Raw genomic sequence first — 17,609 nt, 5'->3', positions numbered from 1 at the left:
TTACTTTAAAAGTGTTTTAAAATTACTTTTTGTCTTTAGGGCGTTTAGCACCGTACTTAGATCTCCTTTGCGTCCTGCCGTTAACACCTGCTGTGTCAAGCGCGCCACGAACGATGTGGTACCTAACTCCCGGTAAATCTTTTACCCTTCCGCCTCTAACTAATACTATCGAGTGCTCTTGCAGATTGTGGCCTTCACCAGGGATGTAAGCATTCACCTCGTTGCCGTTTGTTAAACGCACCCTTGCAACTTTACGCATTGCAGAGTTTGGTTTCTTAGGCGTCGTGGTGTAAACACGCGTACAAACCCCTCTTCTTTGAGGGCAAGAATCTAAAGCAGCCGATTTACTCTTCTTAGTTATCTGGGCTCTCCCTGTTCTTACTAATTGTTGAATTGTTGGCATAATTAAATACTAAAAATTTCTTGTGATTAAAAAAACCCGCTTTTTACGGGGTTGCAAATGTATGGATTATAATTTATAAAACAAATCCTAAAACATTAATTTTCAAGAGCCTTAACCTGAGCTTAACCGCCTGTATATTTTTTCTCCTTTTTTTGCGTTATTTTACCTCACATAAAATTGCATTGAAAAATCTCCCCGCCATACTCCTGTTATTACTTAGCGTGTTAAGCGCCAGTGCGCAGCGCGTATACCTGCAGGCCGAGGGGAGCAATACCGCCGAAACACGCATACTAGACTCACTTTCATACAATAAAGTGCATGAAAACGGCAAGAGTGTTATTGATGAAGCCAATGCGCTTTCAGGCACGTTGACACGCATAGGTTATCTAGAGAATAACATTGTGGATTCGCGTAAGCTGAATGACAGTACTTTCCTTTTTCTCTATTCCGTGGGTAAACGTACAAAATCAATTTGCATCTATACAGGCTTGCTTTCGGCAGAAGAGAAAAATCTTTTGGCGATTGATGCTGATACCCTTACACTACCCTTGCAGGAGGTTGAAGGCTACATGAACAATAAGGCGGCACTGCTGGAACGTGCCGGATATTCACTCAGCTCACTTAGGCTAGCCAATCATGAAGCCATTGGTAACAACCTAAGAGCAGACCTAATTGTGAAAGGCGACCGCCAGCGTACGCTTGATGATATTGTGCTGCAGGGCTACACCAAATTTCCTGAAGGTATCCGTAAAAATATTTTGCGCCAATACAGAGGCAAGACTTTTAACCAGGAGACGCTGACGCGGGTGCATAAAGACTTCAGCGACCTGCGTTTTGTGAACCAACTGCGCTACCCCGAGATACTTTTCAAGAAAGACACCACTAAAGTATATGTGTACCTGGAGAAAGCACGGCCAAATACTTTTGACGGTTTTGTAGGTTTTGCGAATGATGAAAACAGCGACATTGTGTTTACCGGATATGTAGATGTACTGCTGAATAATGTACTGAACACTGGCGAGAAATTTAACCTGTACTGGAAAAGTGATGGTAATGAGCAAACAACATTTAATATTGGACTTGAGCTGCCATACATATTCCAAACACCTATTGGGTTAAAAGGCGAACTGCGCATCTTTAAGCAGGATAGTACTTTCCAGAATACAATGACAGATATCAACATAGGCTATTACTTCAGTTATAATTCAAAGCTTTATGTCGGGAGGCAATCTACCGAGTCTGTCGATATCCAAAACCTGAACAGCAGTACACTGAGCGATTACAGCAATGCTTTCTGGACATCAACGTATGACTATACAAATTACAGCCTCGATGATTTCCTTTTTCCTGAAAAGACCAGATTATTTATAAAAGCAGGGTTTGGCGAGCGTGACTCTAAATTCGACGGCAGCACCAGCCAATATTTCGGGCAGCTGCAGGTTAACCATAACCTGTATCTGAACAAAAAGAATATCATCCATCTGAAGAATCATTCTTTTTACCTCAAAAGCTCTGACTATATTATTAATGAACTCTACAGATTTGGCGGGATAAACTCGATTCGCGGCTTTAATGAAAACAGCCTGCAGGCCAGCCTATACTCTGCCCTCATGGCCGAATACAGGTATGTGCTGTCCCCATCTATCTACGTCCACTCCATTACCGATTATGGTTATTTCCAGGATGAAAGCAATGATGTACGGGAAAATCTTCTTGGGCTTGGATTCGGTTTCGGGTTGTTAACTAAGACAGGCCTTTTCAATATCATCTATGCCAATGGCAGCATGAGCGACCAGGCGATAAAGTTGTCAAACTCAATTGTACATATAAGCTTCAGGACTTCATTTTAATGTTGATTTGGGAATGCGTTAATTTGTTGATTTGGGTTTACTCCAGCCGAATTAACGAATACACAAATACACAAATACACAAATACACAAATTAACATAAAAAAGCTGCCCCAAACGGAACAGCCTTTTTCACTACTACAAACAAAAACTATTATTTTACCACAACCTTCACTGTATATACTTTGTTTGAGTGTATTTTCAGCACATATACACCAGTTGGAAGGCTCTGGTTGATAATTGAATAATTAAGGTCATTAATATTTTTTGACGTATAGAACAGGTTACCTGTCATGTCAAACATATCAATCTGCTGGATGGGATATTTCGATTTAATGTATGTACGCTCTCCCGCTTTTGCAGGGTTGGGGTACACAGTAACACCACTGGCCGACGAAAATTCATCCGTACCTGCCGGCGCATCTACTGCAAATGAAACCCTGTTACTTACTTCGTTATAAGAATCATTGGTGAACATAACAATAAAATAGTCACCCGGCTCTGTAGGCAGGTTGGCCCCTTCAATAGCTTTAGTGCCGTTTGCCAGCCCATCAAAATACGTATAGCTTACAAGCTCATCTACGTTCGGGTCGTCACCTGCATGGTAAATACCCAGCCAGTCTTTTACAATACCGGGAGCATCTGTCCATGTTGCAATGATATTCTCATTAAGATTATAAACAGTCTTGTTGATATAAAGATCTGTAATCTGACTCCCCACCTGGAAAAAAACCTTATTACCAATACTGGTATAGCCATCCTGCAGATAGTATTCAGCATAGTAGTAGCCATCTGGTACTCCATTAAATGTAAAGGTACCCGATGTGCCGTTCACGTAGCTCCATTTTGTAGAAGTTACACCGCCAACACCTGGTGTCTGGCCTACTTTGTAAATGCCCACCCAGTCTTTTACCAAGTTTGGCCCGTTTTGAAAACTTACCGTTACGGCGCTACCTGTTGCATAAACTTCCTGTGGTGTGGCAACAGTAACAAACGGCCCAACGTAGAAGGATTTTCGAGGTGCAATTTCGGTATAGCTGTCGTTTGACATAAGTGTTGCATAATACCTGCCCGGTGTTGCCAGGCCATTGGCAAATACTTTAGTGCCGTTTGCCTGCCCGTTAATGTAACTCCAGGTTGTTGAAGGCGTAGCTGAGCCGGGATTCTGGCCTGCTTTGTAAATGCCTATCCAGTCGGTCTGGTTACCCGGAGCGCCTGTAAACGACACAGATATTGGCGTATTTGGGAGATAAGCTATTGTGTCAAGCTGAATTTCGGTCACGGCGAAGTTACTGCCAATTACTTTGAAAGACTTTGTTTCGCTCCAGGCGCTCCAGTTAAGGTTCCTGTCGCGGTGGCGCACTTTTACGTAGTATTGCCCATTTGGTATAGAATTTACAGGCAGGGTAAGTTTGGTAATATCAACACCTGCATTCTGGTCTTTAGACACATCAGGCTGGTTGTTCAACTTACCGTAAAGGTTTTCATAATCACGGTATACATCTTTTTCGATGATGCTGAAATTTTGAGTTTTCCCTATCATAAACTGGGTTGAGTTCAGTAATTCAGTTGAAGTTGTGTTATATGGGCTGCTTTCAATTGTCAGCGGAAGCGCCACTTCATTACCGGTAAAGTTATTGGTTACCGAAGGTTGTGCCGGTGAAGGAATGTTCTTCCGGCGGTGGAAAGTGTCCATAAGCTCATTATCCTTCCATGTGTAGATACTGCCTATTGAGTAAGACTCAACGTCAAAAGTGCCGTTAACCACATCTACATCAATAATCTGGTACATCCAGTTAGATATAGTTTTCTGCACATCTTCAAAATCCTGTTCAACAGCCATGCCCCAATACTGATCCCAAGCCACACCGCCGGAAATAATCTGGTAAGTCGGCGTGTTCTTCAGCTGCCCGCGGTGGTACAGGTGGTGGTGTGCCCCTATGTGAAGTATATGCTTAGACGAAGTGGTAAGCACAGGCATGGCCGTATTACGAACCCATTGCGAGATATCTCCCACATACTGCTCTGCCTGGTAAGGCCTGTGCCCAAGTGAGATAATCCATTCAACCGTGGCATCGTTGTTTGCGGCATTAACCACCTGATTCAGCCAGTTTAGCTGTTGCCCGCCTGTATGCTCGGTATCCAGGCAAATAAATAATACGTTACCCACCTGGTTGGCGTAATAATTTTCAGTGCCTGAAGATATTCCCTGGTAGCTCATCTCGTTCAGTACATAGTGGTCATAATAGGCCTGCATAGCCAATGTACCATAGGTCTCATGGTTGCCCACAAGTGTTTGTATAGGCAGGTAGCCCGACAGTGCTTTATTCTTTTTGAAATGTACATTTTCATAATGGTCAAGCGTACCAACATCTACCTGATCACCCACCATCACAGTAAGCGCAATATTGTCAGCCGGGTCGGCAGTAATGCCCCACTTTTGGGCAATTTTTCTTTTAGCCTGAGCAACGAGTGTATCAAAGCGCGGCACATTCCTCATCTGGTTATCACCCAGCACCAGAAAACGCAGGTGCCCATCCGCTGTAGCAGCCTGGCCCGGAAGCGGAAGTGTTTTAAAAGACATGACCTCTGATGTAAGCGTGCCGGTTTTAACCCTGTAATAATACTTAGTGTTAGCCGTAAGGCCTGTGATTTTTACCGTGTGGTAGAAGTAGTTAGCGGGATAGCCAGTATCAGAAAATATCTGGTTTGTACCGGTTACCGTGTTGGTCAATGCAGTTGGCGAACTGCCGTACTCAACGATAGATTCAGGATTGCTGTCGGTCTTCCAGTTTATGTAAATTGAGGTTTGTGTGGGCGCCTGTAAATACGGGCTGAGTTCCTGCCCCACTGCTGTGTATGCGCAAAGGAGCATTAGAAATGCGTAAAGCTTTTTCATGATTTGTGTGTTGTTGTTTAATGCCCACAAAAGTACTGCTGCTGCCGGCTTCAGCTGTTTAGGCAAATCTTATGTTTGGGTTACAAAAACATCAATCAAGGCCGGGAGATATTAAAAAATCATTAAACCGTATAAGTAGTTAATTCCTGAAGTTATCAAATTGTTTGTTATACTCACTCCACCCGAATTAATGATCTAACAAATTGACACATCCACAAAAAGCCTATCTTTGCCCAATGGAAAAAGAGCACCAGATATTCGGTATACGCGCTATCATTGAGGCGATAAACTCAGGTAAAGAAATTGACAAAGTTTTTATTCAGAAGGATGCACAGGGCGACCTGATGCGCGACCTGATGAAGGTGATGAAGCAGAAGAGCATCAACTTCAGCTATGTGCCTGTTGAGAAATTGAACCGCCTTACTTCAATGAACCATCAGGGCGCTGTGGCGAGCATTGCCCCGATTTCATTCCATAACCTTGAAGATTTGGTAGAAAAAGTGCTTGAAAGCGGAAAAACCCCACTGTTCCTGATACTTGACCAACTTAGCGACGCCCGTAATTTCGGGGCTATCATCCGTACGGCAGAATGCACCGGAGTGGATGGCATCATTGTGCAAAAACAAGGCAGCGCACCTGTAAACGGCGATACAGTTAAGACGTCAGCTGGCGCGGTATTCAATGTACCAATCTGTAAAGTAGAGCATATCAAGGATGCTATTTTCCACTTGCAGGGTTCGGGCATTAAGACTGTTGCGGCAACTGAAAAGACCGACAGCAACATTTATGATATCGTGCTAAACGAGCCTGTGGCTATCATCATGGGGAGTGAAGACCGCGGTGTGAATCCGTCTGTACTAAAAATTGTCGACGAAAAAGCCAAGCTGCCGATGTTCGGCACTATTGAGTCACTAAACGTTTCTGTGGCATGCGGGGCGTTTTTGTATGAAGCGGTAAGGCAGAGAAAGGATTTTTAGAATCTTAGACTATTAGACTGGAAGACTCCCTACTGCGACTGACTGCTTCTGTAGATATAGACAATCTTTGAGGCAGGCGGTGAAAGTATCTCTGCATCTATCACCTCAATATCTTCTAATTTAGGTGGGTTTACAAAGTTGCCGTTTTCATCAAAACGTTTCATGAACGGGTCTTGTTTCGGGTCGAAATCAGGGCGTTCCCAGTCGTACACAATTTCCTTTTTAAACTCAGGTGTTTTATAGAGTATTGAGAATAGAAAGCCTGTTATAAGTCCGGCCAAATGCCCTTCCCACGAAATCTGCTGATCCACATCAGGGAAAACATACCACACCATACCTCCGTACAACGTCACGATAAGCAGCGACAATGCCACCAGGCGGTAGTACCCTGTGCGAATCCCTTTAAAAAAGATAAAGCTCACCAGAACATAGATGAGGCTGCTTGCGCCTATGTGGTATGCGGGCCGTGCTATAACCCAGGTGATGAAACCTGACAACAATATACCATAGCCTATAACTTCAAGTGCCAGCCTGCGATAAAAGTATCGCATGGCTGCTACGAGCAGGAACAAAGGGATTGAATTGTTATAAAGATGCTCAACACTACCATGTAAAAACGGGCTGAAGATAATACCACGCAGCCCCGTAAGAGTCCTTGGGTAAATACCCCAGTTGGTGACATTACTAACATTTATCTGGAACCAGTATGTTCCCCATATAGCCAAGAGAAAAGCCAGAGGCCATGCCAGCACCGAGGTTGAAAATTTAAATTGGTCGTCGTTTGCCATGCTTATTTTTTGTTAAGGCACTTGTACCCCATCAATAATTTATCCAACTTTAGTTTAATGAAATTTTGTCATTAATCGTACCTTTACAGCTATGGAAGCGCCTCTAGCCGAACGAATACGCCCGCAGAAATTATCTGAATACATAAGCCAGCAGCACCTTGTGGGGCCTGAGGGTTCGCTTACCCACCAGATTGCGCGCGGCATAATCCCTTCACTCATTTTATGGGGGCCGCCGGGTACGGGTAAAACCACCCTGGCGCAGATTATGGCTCAGGAAAGCGACAGGCCATTTTATGTGCTTAGCGCTATTAATGCGGGAGTAAAAGACGTTCGCGAGGTGATAGACAAAGCCAAACAAAGCGGCGGGTTGTTTACCTCAAAAAACCCAATCTTATTTATTGATGAGATTCACCGTTTCAGCAAGTCCCAACAGGATTCATTGCTTGCCGCGGTTGAAAAAGGCTGGGTAACCCTGATTGGCGCTACTACCGAAAACCCGAGCTTTGAAGTGATCCCCGCGCTATTGTCAAGATGTCAGGTTTATATCCTTAATGCTTTTACCAAAGATGACCTTGAAGCGCTTTTGCACCGCGCTATGGAAGCCGACAGCTACATGCGCAGCAAGAACATCGAACTGAAGGAAACTGAGGCATTGCTTCGCCTTTCCGGTGGTGACGGAAGGAAGTTGCTGAATATTTTTGAACTTGTGGTTAATGCAAGTGAGGGTGATGATGTTGAGATTACCAATGACCGCGTTATGCAGCTGGCGCAGAAAAACACTGTATTATATGACAAAACAGGCGAACAGCACTATGATATCATCTCTGCATTCATAAAATCAATGCGTGGCAGTGACCCAAATGGCGCCGTGTATTGGCTGGCACGGATGATTGAAGGCGGCGAAGACCTGAAATTTATTGCAAGGCGGATGCTTATCCTGGCATCTGAAGATATTGGCAATGCCAACCCTACAGCGCTGATTATGGCAAATAACACTTTCCAGGCAGTGAGTACTATCGGATATCCCGAATCACGCATTATCCTGAGCCAGTGTGCGGTTTACCTTGCTACTTCGCCTAAGAGCAATGCCAGCTATATGGCCATTAATAAAGCACAGAGCATCGTGAAGCAGACCGGTGACCTGCCTGTACCATTACATTTACGGAATGCACCTACAAAATTGATGAAGGAACTGGGTTATGGAGATGACTACAAATATGCTCATGATTTCGACAACAACTTTGCCGAGCAGGAATTCCTGCCGGATGAAATCCAAAACACGACATTCTACGATCCAGGGAATAACTCCCGCGAAAACGGTACACGTGATTTTTTGAGGAACAGGTGGAAAGGGAAGTATGGGTACTAGAAAGCTGCTTAGCTACTGAAGTGCTTAGCTACTTAGCTTGCATCCTGAAAAGAAAGCTCAAAAGCTTAGTAGCTAAGCAACTTAGCAGCTATCAAAACCGAATATCCAGTTTCTGGCTTACAGGTTTGTCATTTACATAGTATTCAAAAAACCATGCGCCGTCCTTTTTAAAAACCAGCCCATTGATGTTTTCCATTTGTGCGCTGTAAGAGTCAGGCTGAGATGTTTTGTACATCTTCAGGAAATGCTTTCCTTTGGCATCCACAAGTTCATAGCCATAAGCGGTTGACTTAGCCGTAAGTTGGTTAGGGTTAACGACTGTTTTAGCAGAATTTGGAGATTCTACATAAACCGTAACTTCCTCTGTATTTGTAATTGTGCGGGTTGTAGTTGTAGTTTTAGTTTTGCCATCACCTTCGCCTGCGTATTTGTAGTTAATCCCTGCAAGCGAATGAGACGCTTCACGCATAGCTTCATAATACGCCTTCTTCCTGTCTTTTTCTTTGCTCCTTCCGGTAGCCGATGTAAACACAGCAGTACCGCTACAGTCTTTCAGCAATATTGTAAAGTTGGTATGTATCAGGCCCGAATTCTGAATATCAGCATACAGGGCTTTACACCTGTCAAGCGCAAGATCAGTAGGATACTGGCTGCCTTCCATCACTACAGTAAAGCCATATTTTTCAAACATCATCCTCGCCAGGTTATTTATGTCAAACTGACCCGCCTCTTTCTGGAATTCAAACTTTTGAGGGACTATAACATATTTGTAATTACTCAGGTTTTGTGCAAAACAAAATGTGCCTGCCAAAAGTAAAATCAATGTAAATATCTTTCTCATTACAGTAGGTTTTTAAGTTCGCGCAGGTGATTTACCTGCATAATTGTTTCCGGTGCATCAAGCCTGTGCTCGTTAAAATAGATGGCATCAAGCCCGCAATCAATAGCGCCCTGCACATCGGCTTCAATACAGTCGCCAATCATTACGCTGTATGCCTTATCTGCATTGGCAGCTCTCAGGGCAAATTCAAATATCTGCGGGTTTGGCTTTTTACATCCGGCCATTTCGCTATTGGTAACTGTATCAAAGTAATGGGCAATATTTGAATTTCGCAGTTTATGCTCCTGCACCTCATGGAAGCCATTGGTAATAATATGCAGTGAATATTTCTCTTTAAGGTAATCAAGCACTTCAATAGCGCCATCGTACAAATGGTTGAAACCCGGCAGGTGCTCAATATATTCATGTGCCAGCGTTTCTATTAGTTCATCGCCTGCCTCAATTCCCATCTGTGAAAATGTCTCACGGAAACGCCCATATCTAAGCTCATGCTTTGTGATTTTATCATCACGGAAAAGCTTCCAGTATTGCGCATTTACCGGCACATATTTTTCCAGGAATAAATTGCAGTCTATTGAAAGGCAGTGCTTTTCAAAAATGAACTGGAAAGTAAGGGCAGAATTTTTCTCGAAATCCCACAGCGTATGGTCAAGGTCAAAAAATATTGCTTTTTTGCTATCCTTCAACATCAGTTACCTTTTACAATTACGGCATTCTCAATGTGGTAAATCCAGTCATCCACATCATTATCATTGTAACGGAAGGTACCTGTAAGCGTTACATACTGGTCGGTCTTTAGTTTCATGCCGGGATTTTTAAACTTAATACCCATAATGGTTTCAGGACCCTGCCTGACCGCAAAAGAAACATGAGGCAAAAACATTTTTGCTTAGCGCGTAGTTCTTATTATCAATAGGGATAATGAAACCGCTCATTACTATTGGCTTTTTGTTTTTTGCTTTAAGCGTTGTATTCACCACCGGGAACATTACACCTTCAGGGTAATCGGGCGTAGTTTTCTTGATATATTTTATTTGCCCTAACAGTTTCCAGCTAAGGGTGTCGGCTGCAATAGGGTTTTGGGTTTCGGGTTTTGGGCTTGATACTTCTGCACTGCCCATTGATGTCAGTACAAAAAACGAAAGTATTAAACCCGAAATTATAATGATTGATTTACGCATTTGCCAGTGTTTTTGATATGTTTAAGGTATACGCCTTAACCGCCGGTATGGCTGCCGCCAAGACCCCTACAAAGATAGTGAGGAGCAATAAATATCCCTCTTTTTCCCATACAAATTCAAGCGGGTTGAAAGAGATTTTAAATTCACTATCGGCAGAACCGGAGATAAAGCTTAACGCTATCCTGCCAACAATCGTGCCGAAAACAAAGCCGGTAATACATAAAAGCAAGCTTTCAATCATTACCAGTGACAACAGCTGCAGCCTGCTTGCACCATTTACACGAAGCAGCGCAAATTCATATTTACGTTCTTTCAGCGTATTATACAATGCAATGAAAATACTTATGCCGGATATGAGCATAATGCCATAGGCCAGGTACTGCAATGCCTGCAGCCCAATACCGAACAGCGAGAACAAGCGGTTGACCTCAAGCGCCGGGGATGCTGCCTGCATTTTGGTGTTTTGGGCAATAAGCCTTGGCCAGACCGCTACACCTACTGGTCCGCGGAATTTTATCAGTACTGATGTTATCTCCTTACCTTCCTCTGAAATTACTTCATCTTCGTGATGATCGTGGCCTTCATGGCCGTGATCGTGACCCTCATGTGAGTGGGCTTCATGTTTATGATCATGCTCTTCGCCTGAATGTACTTCATGATCATGGTCATGCCCTTCATGATTATGTTCGTCATGTTCTTCGTGAGTTGCTTCCGCAGAAGCTCCCTCTTCGTGTTCATGGTCATGCATAGCCCAAACGCTGGGGATATTGCAAAGTATCAGGTTATCAATCACCTTACCTGTTTCAGATGCTATGCCTGTAACAATGTACGCATGATGGTCGTGTACCTCGCCTTCCTCAGCATCACCATGCGAACCGAAAAATTTATCGCCGATTTTCAGGTTCATCTTTTGCGCGACAGAGCTACCCAGAACTACTTCAAAATTTCGGCTAAATGTTTTGCCAACTACCATTTTTGCACCAAATTTATCAAGATAATCCTGCGTTGTCCCTACAATGCGAAAGCCGCGATAGTTATCACCAAATGCTAACGGTATAGCGGTTTTCACCATCGGGTTTTTCATCCAGGTTTTGGCTTCGGTGTAATCTATGTTTCCGGTTGGCGCATCCACCTGGTATACTGATGACAGTATCAATTGCAGAGGGCTTCCCTGCGCACCGAGCACTAAATCTATCCCCTCAATATTATCGCTGAATTTCTTCTCAAACTGCTCCTCAAGTAAAATCAACAGCGTAATGATAGCCACACTTGCCGTAAGCAAAATTATACTTAGTAAGGTATTGAGCGGCTTGAACCAAATGTTTTTCCAGGCTATGCGGGTTATCATGATAAGTTTATTTGGTTAGGAAAACGCTCTTTTAGTCTCTGGTCATGCGTAACAATTACCAATGCCGAATTGTATTGCTGCGCCAGGTTTTGCAGCATTGCAGCTACGGTTTCGGCGTTCTCATCGTCAAGGCTTGATGTAGGCTCGTCTGCCAAAAGTAATTGCGGACTGTTGATGATGGCCCGGGCAATGGAAACCCTTTGCTGCTGCCCGATGCTGAGCTGCGACGGTAATTTGTGCAGGTGTTGTGAAAGCCCAAGTTCATCTAGAAGCGACTTCGCCATTTCTTTTTTGTGTTGGCCGGTTGCCAGCCATGAGGCCAGCTCTACATTTTCTAACACAGAAAGCGAAGCTACAAAATGTGATTGCTGCAATACCAACCCGATGTTTTCCCCCGGAAGTGGTCGAGCTTTTTATCTGAAAGTTTGGTGATGTCGGTTTCATTTATGATGATGCCACCTGATTTTGGACGGAGCAATCCGCCGAGAAGGTGCAGCAGTGTAGTTTTCCCTTTTCCTGACCCTCCGGTTATTAAAATGCTGCTGCCTGCGTTCGCAGAAAATTGCGGGAAGGTGAAACCTGTTCCCTTATCATAAAAAAATGTTAAATCCTTTACTGTGACCATACAGGTAGTTTAATAACATGCAAGGTACAGAAATTGGGAGAAATTTGAAATATTATTCCGGATTTGCGACCAAGTCAATTTTACGCGAAATTTTAGGCCTTCTCTAAAATAATCCTTCGTCAACAAAGCTAATATATCCTTTTTCTGTTACAATTACATGATCAAGCACGTTGATGCTCATGGTTTGCCCAGCCTGCTTGAGCTGCCTTGTTATATGCTTATCCTGCTCACTTGCCTGCAGGACCCCGCTAGGGTGGTTATGGCACAGAATTATGGCTACAGCATTTTGTTCTAACGCAGTTTTGAATACAATCCGCACATCTACAACGGTTCCGGTTATGCCGCCTTTGCTCAACTGCGATTTATAAATAACTTTATTTGAGTTGTTCAGGTAAATAACCCAAAATTCTTCATGTGGCAATTCACCAATTATGGGCTGCATAATGTCAAATACCGCCTGGCTTGATGTAATTTTCTTAAGTTCAACACCCTCCTCTTCTCTTCGCCTGCGCCCTAGTTCCATGGCTGCGGCTATGGTTATGGCTTTTGCTTCCCCTATGCCCTTAAACTCCATGAGCTGTTTTAAAGACATTTTTCCCAATGCATTCAGGTTGTTGCCTGTGCTTGCTAATATCCGCTTGCTAAGTTCTACAGCACTTTCATTGCGGCTGCCCGAGCCTATAAGTATAGCTATCAATTCAGCATCACTTAATGCAGCTTTACCCTTAAGCATCAGCTTCTCACGAGGCTGGTCGTCTTCCGCCCAATACTTTATCGAAAAGGTTTGTGTTTCTTCCATCAGTAAGATTTAAATCACAAATGTAAGAATTTTTTCGTTTAATATAATAATGTTTAAAAATTTATCGTTAAACCCTTAAACTCTGTATATGAAACATTTACTCCTTATATCCCTGTTACTTCTGGCTAAGTCCGAAAAAGGTTTTTACGCTAAACTTTCAGATGCCGCCATATCATTAACTAATGATTTTGTGATTTATGACAGTGGTTATACCAAAATAAAGTATCCCAATGGCGATGTACATAAAAATAAGGGCGTATGTACCGACATGGTTATTCGTGCATACCGGAAGTTGGGCATCGATCTGCAAAAAGAGGTTCATGAAGACATGAAGGCGAACTTTGCTAAATATCCCAAGACGTGGGGTCTGCGCGACACTGACACTAATATTGACCACAGGCGTGTACCTAATTTACAGGTGTTTTTTACACGGAAAGGTAGATCACTCGGAGTTTCAGACAAAGCTTCAGATTACAAACCCGGCGACATTGTAACCTGGATGCTTGACGGCAACAAACCTCATATCGGTATTGTGGTAAACAGACAATCTTCAGGGAGATGTAAGGTTGTGCATAATGTTGGATATGGACAAAATCTTGATGACTGCCTTTTCAGCTATAAAATTACCGGGCATTACCGGTACAAAAAGTGATTATAACAGCGTCTTCACCTCGTCAAAGTTAAGCCCGCCGTAATTACCGGAGCTCATTAATAGCAGCGCAACACCCTTATCATATTTCAGATTGTACAGATATTCTTTAAATGCCGCAGGGTTGGTGTAGATGATAAGGTCTTCACGGTTGAAGGCTTTGGCAATCTGCTCATAGGTTACTTCTTCAAGTTGCTTAATCTTTACTGCATCAGGCGAATAAAAGACTACGGCAACATCGGCGGCATCAAGCGCGCCTTCATATTCTTTCAGGAATTCTGCATTCAGGCTGCTGTATGTATGCAGCTCAAGGCACGCAATGAGTGTCTTGTCAGGATATTGCTCCTTCACCGCTTTTGTGGTTGCTGCCACCTTACTTGGCGAATGTGCAAAGTCTTTGTAAGCAACGTTCCTTCCGTTTTCAGCAATTTTTTCAAGGCGTTTGCTTGCGCCTTTAAATGTTGCAATAGCTTCATAAAAATCCGCTTCATCAATACCCATATTCTGGCAAACCCATTTAGCGCCGGCCAGGTTATTCAGGTTATGGGCACCAAACACCTCAATAGGCATTGGTCCTTCAGGTGTATCGAGTAGTGTCACGCCATTTTCCACGGTATATTTTGGCGTGCTGTATGGCATTTTACGGATAGGGTTAGTTGCCGCTTCCGCCACACGCTTCACCTCCGGGTCATCTTCATTGTAAACAAGAATGCCGCCGTTAGTGATCTTTTCGATGAAAATATCAAACTGCTCTACATAATTTTCATAGGTCGGGAATACATTGATATGATCCCATGCTATTCCGCTAATTAATGCAATATTAGGCTGATAGAGGTGAAACTTCGGCCTGCGGTCCATGGGTGATGACAGGTATTCATCACCTTCCAGTACAATAAAATCGTTATCTTCAGTAAGCTTTACCATGGTTTCAAAACCTTCAAGCTGCGCCCCAACCATATAATCTACATCACGGTTATGGTAGTTCATCACATGTAAAATCATACTCGTAATGGTGGTCTTGCCATGCGAACCGCCAATAACCACACGGGTTTTGTCTTTGCTTTGTTCGTACAGAAATTCAGGGTAAGAGTATATCTTTAAGCCCAGCTCCTGCGCTTTCAGCAATTCAGGATTATCAGCTTTCGCATGCATACCCAATATCACAGCTTTAATATCCTGGGTTATCTTTTCAGGGAACCAGCCCATTTCTGCCGGAAGCAGTCCGCGCTTTTCGAGGCGTGTGCGGGAAGGCTCAAAAATAGCATCATCGCTGCCGGTTATTTCATATCCTTTTTCGTGAAGTGCCAGGGCAAGGTTGTGCATGGCGCTGCCGCCTATGGCTATAAAGTGTGTACGCATTTGTGTAAGATCAATTTGTTTCAAATGTATAAAAATGACGGTTAATCACAATAAAAAACCGCCCCATAATTGAGGCGGTTTTCTGTATTATCAATGTCTATTGACTTATTTACTTCACAATTGTCATCTCATCAACAATGTGTTTCGCTCCGGCATATTTATCAATAACCCAAAGTACGTAACGAATATCAACGTTTATAGTCCTCTGCAGGTTTTTGTCAAAGATAACGTCTCCTGCCATCGCCTCAATATTACCGTCAAACGCAAGGCCAATAAGCTCACCTTTGCCATTAAGCACCGGCGAACCTGAGTTACCACCCGTAATGTCATTGTCTGTCAAAAAGTTAACCGGCATATAACCTGCTTTGTCAGCATACTGTCCAAAATCTTTCTTGCTGTTCAGCTCAATAAGCTTTTTCGGAAGGTCAAACTCCTCATCATTTGGCTTATATTTTTTCACTGTACCTTCCAGCGTAGTGTAGTAGTTTACTTTAGCATCATTACGCTTGTCAGCAGGCAATGAACGTACTTTACCATACGTAAGGCGTAGCGTGCTGTTGGCATCAGGATAATACTTCGCATTAGGGTTAGCCTCACGCATACCTTCTACAAGCAGGCGGAAAGCTTTTTGAATATTCAGCATCAAGCTTAGTTTGCTCTTCAGTCTTAGCCCTGTATTTGGTAAGCAGGTCTGCAGATAGCTTGTAAAGAGGGTCTGCCTTTAGCACATCAACTTTTGGCTCTCTAAGAAAAGCTTCAACTTTATCTTTTGAACCGAAAATACTATTTTCAACTGCCTTTTTAACCCATGCCGTAAAATCATTATTATTTTCTTTAGCAAGCTGCGCAACGTACGGAGCTATTTCATAACCTGTTGATTTTGTTGCATATAGTTTAAGCTGTGCGGCCAGCACATCTATTTCAAGCGGCATGTACATTGTTTTGTAAGACTCCGCAATACCTTCCTGAAGTTCCGGCAGCATTTGTGCTTTCTGCGCTTCCGAAGCATTAATGTAAGTTTCAATACCACGGCCAAGGCTATAAGGAAGCACCACTAACCCACTTGTCCTTAACATACCGGTAAGGTAGTTGTCATGGCGTGCTTTCTCGTTAGTTTTTGAGTAATAGTTGTTTAGCGTTGCTACAACATTACCATATTTTTCCTTATTTTTCGGGGTGTTAGCCCACTTATTGAAGTCAGCCTCTGCTTTGGCCTTAGTTGCAGCTGTCTTATGTTTTGTAAGGGCATCAATCATACCCTGGCGGTTTTTCCAGTAGTTGGCAACACTGGCATACTGTGAAGCGTAATTAAGCCGCACCTGGTCGCTTTTGTCCATGTGTACTTTCATCTTGTCCATACCTGTCTTAGAAGCCTCAACCCATGCCGGATATGCGAATTTCACGTTCTGCTCAATACCACCTGCAGGCATCCACCTGTTTGTACGGCCCGGGTAACCAAGTATCATAGCGAAATCATTCTCCTGCACACCTTTAAGGCTTACCGGAAGATAGTGCTTAGGCTTAAGCGGCACGTTGTTGGCTGAATATTCAGCAGGGTTGCCGTTAGCATCAGCATATACGCGGAACATAGAGAAGTCACCTGTATGGCGGGGCCATTCCCAGTTGTCGGTATCTCCACCAAATTTACCGATGTTTTCAGGAGGTGTACCCACAAGGCGAACGTCTTTAAAATCCTGGTAAACAAAGTAGTAGTATTCATTACCCTGGAAGAAAGAACGCACAGAAACAGTGTATTTACCACCTTCATTATTTTCTTTTTCAATAAGCGCAATCTCTTGCTGAATCGCTTTTTCACGCTCAGCCTCTGTCATATTCGCGTTTACTTTTGAAAGTATCCTTTTAGAAACGTCATCCATCCTTACAAAGAAACGTACATAAAGGTCTTTCGGCTTTAATTCAGCTTTGCGGCTCGCAGCCCAAAAACCATTTTTAAGATAGTTGGCTTCAGGCGTAGAAAGCTCAGCTATAGCATCATAACCACAGTGGTGGTTGGTAAGCACAAGCCCGTCTTTAGAGATGATCTCTGCTGTACAGCCGCCGTTGAACTGCACGATAGCATCTTTCAGGCTGTGATTGTTAATGCTGTAAATTTCTTCAGCGGTTAGCTGAAGGCCCATCTTCTGCATGTCCCTGTGGTTCAGGCGCTCAATGAACATAAGGAACCACATACCCTCGTCTGCCCTTACCGGCAAAACCATAAGCGACATGGTGAGGAATAAAATCAGTTTTTTCATTATGATATGAATAAAGTTAATAGTGTGCTGATTTGTATCGCCTTACAAAGATATGTTACAGCGAGCTCAGCAAAAATTTGTGTTTTACGGAAGCGAAGATACTTTTTTTGAGGATTTGATAAATTGATTTCAAGGGAAATAATTTATCCTGAACACAGATGAAACTTAAGGTAAGGCTTTTAACATTTATTTAGCAGGCTGAAACTGACAATTAATTATCATCATGCAAAAAAAATACCCCCGAAAACTTCCGGGGGTACCACATTGAA

At 43.2% G+C, this 17,609-nt stretch carries 15 protein-coding genes and 1 pseudogene; 4 read left to right on the top strand and 12 right to left on the bottom strand.

The window, feature by feature from the left end:
• Positions 1–22 precede the first annotated feature (22 nt).
• On the bottom strand, positions 23–403 hold the full coding sequence (gene rpsL, locus LRS05_RS05680) for a 30S ribosomal protein S12 (RefSeq protein ID WP_114757561.1): 381 nt from the start codon (positions 401–403) through the stop codon (positions 23–25).
• 182 nt (positions 404–585) lie between these two features.
• Between rpsL and LRS05_RS05675 the strand changes: the two genes are divergently transcribed.
• Positions 586–2,253: a hypothetical protein gene (locus LRS05_RS05675; RefSeq protein ID WP_257867427.1), complete on the top strand. Its 1,668-nt coding sequence runs from the start codon at positions 586–588 to the stop codon at positions 2,251–2,253.
• Between the two features lie 151 nt (positions 2,254–2,404).
• Here LRS05_RS05675 and LRS05_RS05670 read toward each other — a convergent pair whose 3' ends face one another.
• Complete coding sequence (locus LRS05_RS05670) at positions 2,405–5,149, bottom strand: fibronectin type III domain-containing protein (RefSeq protein ID WP_257867426.1); 2,745 nt, start codon at positions 5,147–5,149, stop codon at positions 2,405–2,407.
• Positions 5,150–5,385: 236 nt separating this feature from the next.
• Here LRS05_RS05670 and rlmB point away from each other — a divergent pair, with 236 nt between their 5' ends.
• On the top strand, positions 5,386–6,126 hold the full coding sequence (rlmB, locus tag LRS05_RS05665; protein ID WP_257867425.1) for a 23S rRNA (guanosine(2251)-2'-O)-methyltransferase RlmB: 741 nt from the start codon (positions 5,386–5,388) through the stop codon (positions 6,124–6,126).
• A gap of 29 nt (positions 6,127–6,155) precedes the next feature.
• Here rlmB and LRS05_RS05660 read toward each other — a convergent pair whose 3' ends face one another.
• The gene (locus LRS05_RS05660; protein ID WP_257867424.1) at positions 6,156–6,914 is read right to left on the bottom strand and encodes a rhomboid family intramembrane serine protease; all 759 of its coding nucleotides are present in this window, start codon (positions 6,912–6,914) and stop codon (positions 6,156–6,158) included.
• 91 nt (positions 6,915–7,005) lie between these two features.
• Here LRS05_RS05660 and LRS05_RS05655 point away from each other — a divergent pair, with 91 nt between their 5' ends.
• On the top strand, positions 7,006–8,283 hold the full coding sequence (locus tag LRS05_RS05655) for a replication-associated recombination protein A (RefSeq protein WP_257867423.1): 1,278 nt from the start codon (positions 7,006–7,008) through the stop codon (positions 8,281–8,283).
• A 91-nt stretch (positions 8,284–8,374) separates the two neighbouring features.
• On the opposite strand, the gene LRS05_RS05650 is transcribed toward LRS05_RS05655, so the two are convergent.
• From LRS05_RS05650 to radC, 7 genes are all read right to left on the bottom strand, one after another.
• Positions 8,375–9,124: a hypothetical protein gene (locus LRS05_RS05650; RefSeq protein WP_257867422.1), complete on the bottom strand. Its 750-nt coding sequence runs from the start codon at positions 9,122–9,124 to the stop codon at positions 8,375–8,377.
• A complete protein-coding gene (locus LRS05_RS05645; RefSeq protein ID WP_257867421.1) occupies positions 9,124–9,813 on the bottom strand; it encodes a YjjG family noncanonical pyrimidine nucleotidase in 690 nt (229 codons plus the stop codon). Before LRS05_RS05645 ends, LRS05_RS05650 begins: the two co-directional genes overlap by 1 nt.
• Positions 9,814–9,963: 150 nt before the next feature.
• Complete coding sequence (locus LRS05_RS05640) at positions 9,964–10,305, bottom strand: hypothetical protein (protein WP_257867420.1); 342 nt, start codon at positions 10,303–10,305, stop codon at positions 9,964–9,966.
• Complete coding sequence (locus LRS05_RS05635; RefSeq protein WP_257867419.1) at positions 10,298–11,653, bottom strand: FtsX-like permease family protein; 1,356 nt, start codon at positions 11,651–11,653, stop codon at positions 10,298–10,300. The genes LRS05_RS05640 and LRS05_RS05635 overlap by 8 nt, the downstream gene beginning before the upstream one ends.
• A complete protein-coding gene (locus tag LRS05_RS05630) occupies positions 11,650–12,027 on the bottom strand; it encodes an ABC transporter ATP-binding protein (protein ID WP_257867418.1) in 378 nt (125 codons plus the stop codon). Before LRS05_RS05630 ends, LRS05_RS05635 begins: the two co-directional genes overlap by 4 nt.
• Entirely contained in the window at positions 12,006–12,278 is a 273-nt protein-coding gene (locus LRS05_RS05625) for an ATP-binding cassette domain-containing protein (RefSeq protein WP_257867417.1), read from the bottom strand. The genes LRS05_RS05630 and LRS05_RS05625 overlap by 22 nt, the downstream gene beginning before the upstream one ends.
• 103 nt (positions 12,279–12,381) lie before the next feature.
• Positions 12,382–13,077 (bottom strand): DNA repair protein RadC, encoded by a 696-nt coding sequence (radC, locus tag LRS05_RS05620; RefSeq protein ID WP_257867416.1) that lies wholly within the window; start codon positions 13,075–13,077, stop codon positions 12,382–12,384.
• Positions 13,078–13,165: 88 nt separating this feature from the next.
• Here radC and LRS05_RS05615 point away from each other — a divergent pair, with 88 nt between their 5' ends.
• Positions 13,166–13,729 carry a DUF1287 domain-containing protein gene (locus LRS05_RS05615; protein WP_257867415.1) on the top strand — a complete coding sequence of 188 codons (564 nt, stop codon included), beginning with the start codon at positions 13,166–13,168 and terminating at the stop codon, positions 13,727–13,729.
• Here the strand turns inward: LRS05_RS05615 and murC are convergent, their stop codons facing one another.
• Positions 13,730–15,085, bottom strand: a complete 1,356-nt coding sequence (murC, locus tag LRS05_RS05610; protein WP_257869237.1) for a UDP-N-acetylmuramate--L-alanine ligase — start codon at positions 15,083–15,085, stop codon at positions 13,730–13,732.
• 109 nt (positions 15,086–15,194) lie between these two features.
• Positions 15,195–17,340: pseudogene (locus LRS05_RS05605) on the bottom strand (S46 family peptidase).
• Positions 17,341–17,609 lie beyond the last annotated feature (269 nt).

Source organism: Flavobacterium sp. J372 (assembly GCF_024699965.1).
Taxonomy (GTDB): Bacteria; Bacteroidota; Bacteroidia; order Flavobacteriales; family Flavobacteriaceae; genus Flavobacterium.
The sequence above is the reverse complement of the archived record's forward strand: the minus strand, read 5'-3'. Positions and strand labels throughout refer to the sequence as shown.

Coding starts and splice junctions, on each gene's coding strand:
- rpsL (WP_114757561.1), bottom strand. CDS start 403: ATGCCAACAATTCAACAATTAGTAAGAACAGGGAGAGCCCAGATAACT.
- LRS05_RS05670 (WP_257867426.1), bottom strand. CDS start 5,149: ATGAAAAAGCTTTACGCATTTCTAATGCTCCTTTGCGCATACACAGCA.
- rlmB (WP_257867425.1), top strand. CDS start 5,386: ATGGAAAAAGAGCACCAGATATTCGGTATACGCGCTATCATTGAGGCG.
- LRS05_RS05660 (WP_257867424.1), bottom strand. CDS start 6,914: ATGGCAAACGACGACCAATTTAAATTTTCAACCTCGGTGCTGGCATGG.
- LRS05_RS05655 (WP_257867423.1), top strand. CDS start 7,006: ATGGAAGCGCCTCTAGCCGAACGAATACGCCCGCAGAAATTATCTGAA.
- LRS05_RS05650 (WP_257867422.1), bottom strand. CDS start 9,124: ATGAGAAAGATATTTACATTGATTTTACTTTTGGCAGGCACATTTTGT.
- LRS05_RS05645 (WP_257867421.1), bottom strand. CDS start 9,813: ATGTTGAAGGATAGCAAAAAAGCAATATTTTTTGACCTTGACCATACG.
- LRS05_RS05640 (WP_257867420.1), bottom strand. CDS start 10,305: ATGCGTAAATCAATCATTATAATTTCGGGTTTAATACTTTCGTTTTTT.
- LRS05_RS05635 (WP_257867419.1), bottom strand. CDS start 11,653: ATGATAACCCGCATAGCCTGGAAAAACATTTGGTTCAAGCCGCTCAAT.
- LRS05_RS05625 (WP_257867417.1), bottom strand. CDS start 12,278: ATGGTCACAGTAAAGGATTTAACATTTTTTTATGATAAGGGAACAGGT.
- radC (WP_257867416.1), bottom strand. CDS start 13,077: ATGGAAGAAACACAAACCTTTTCGATAAAGTATTGGGCGGAAGACGAC.
- LRS05_RS05615 (WP_257867415.1), top strand. CDS start 13,166: ATGAAACATTTACTCCTTATATCCCTGTTACTTCTGGCTAAGTCCGAA.
- murC (WP_257869237.1), bottom strand. CDS start 15,085: ATGCGTACACACTTTATAGCCATAGGCGGCAGCGCCATGCACAACCTT.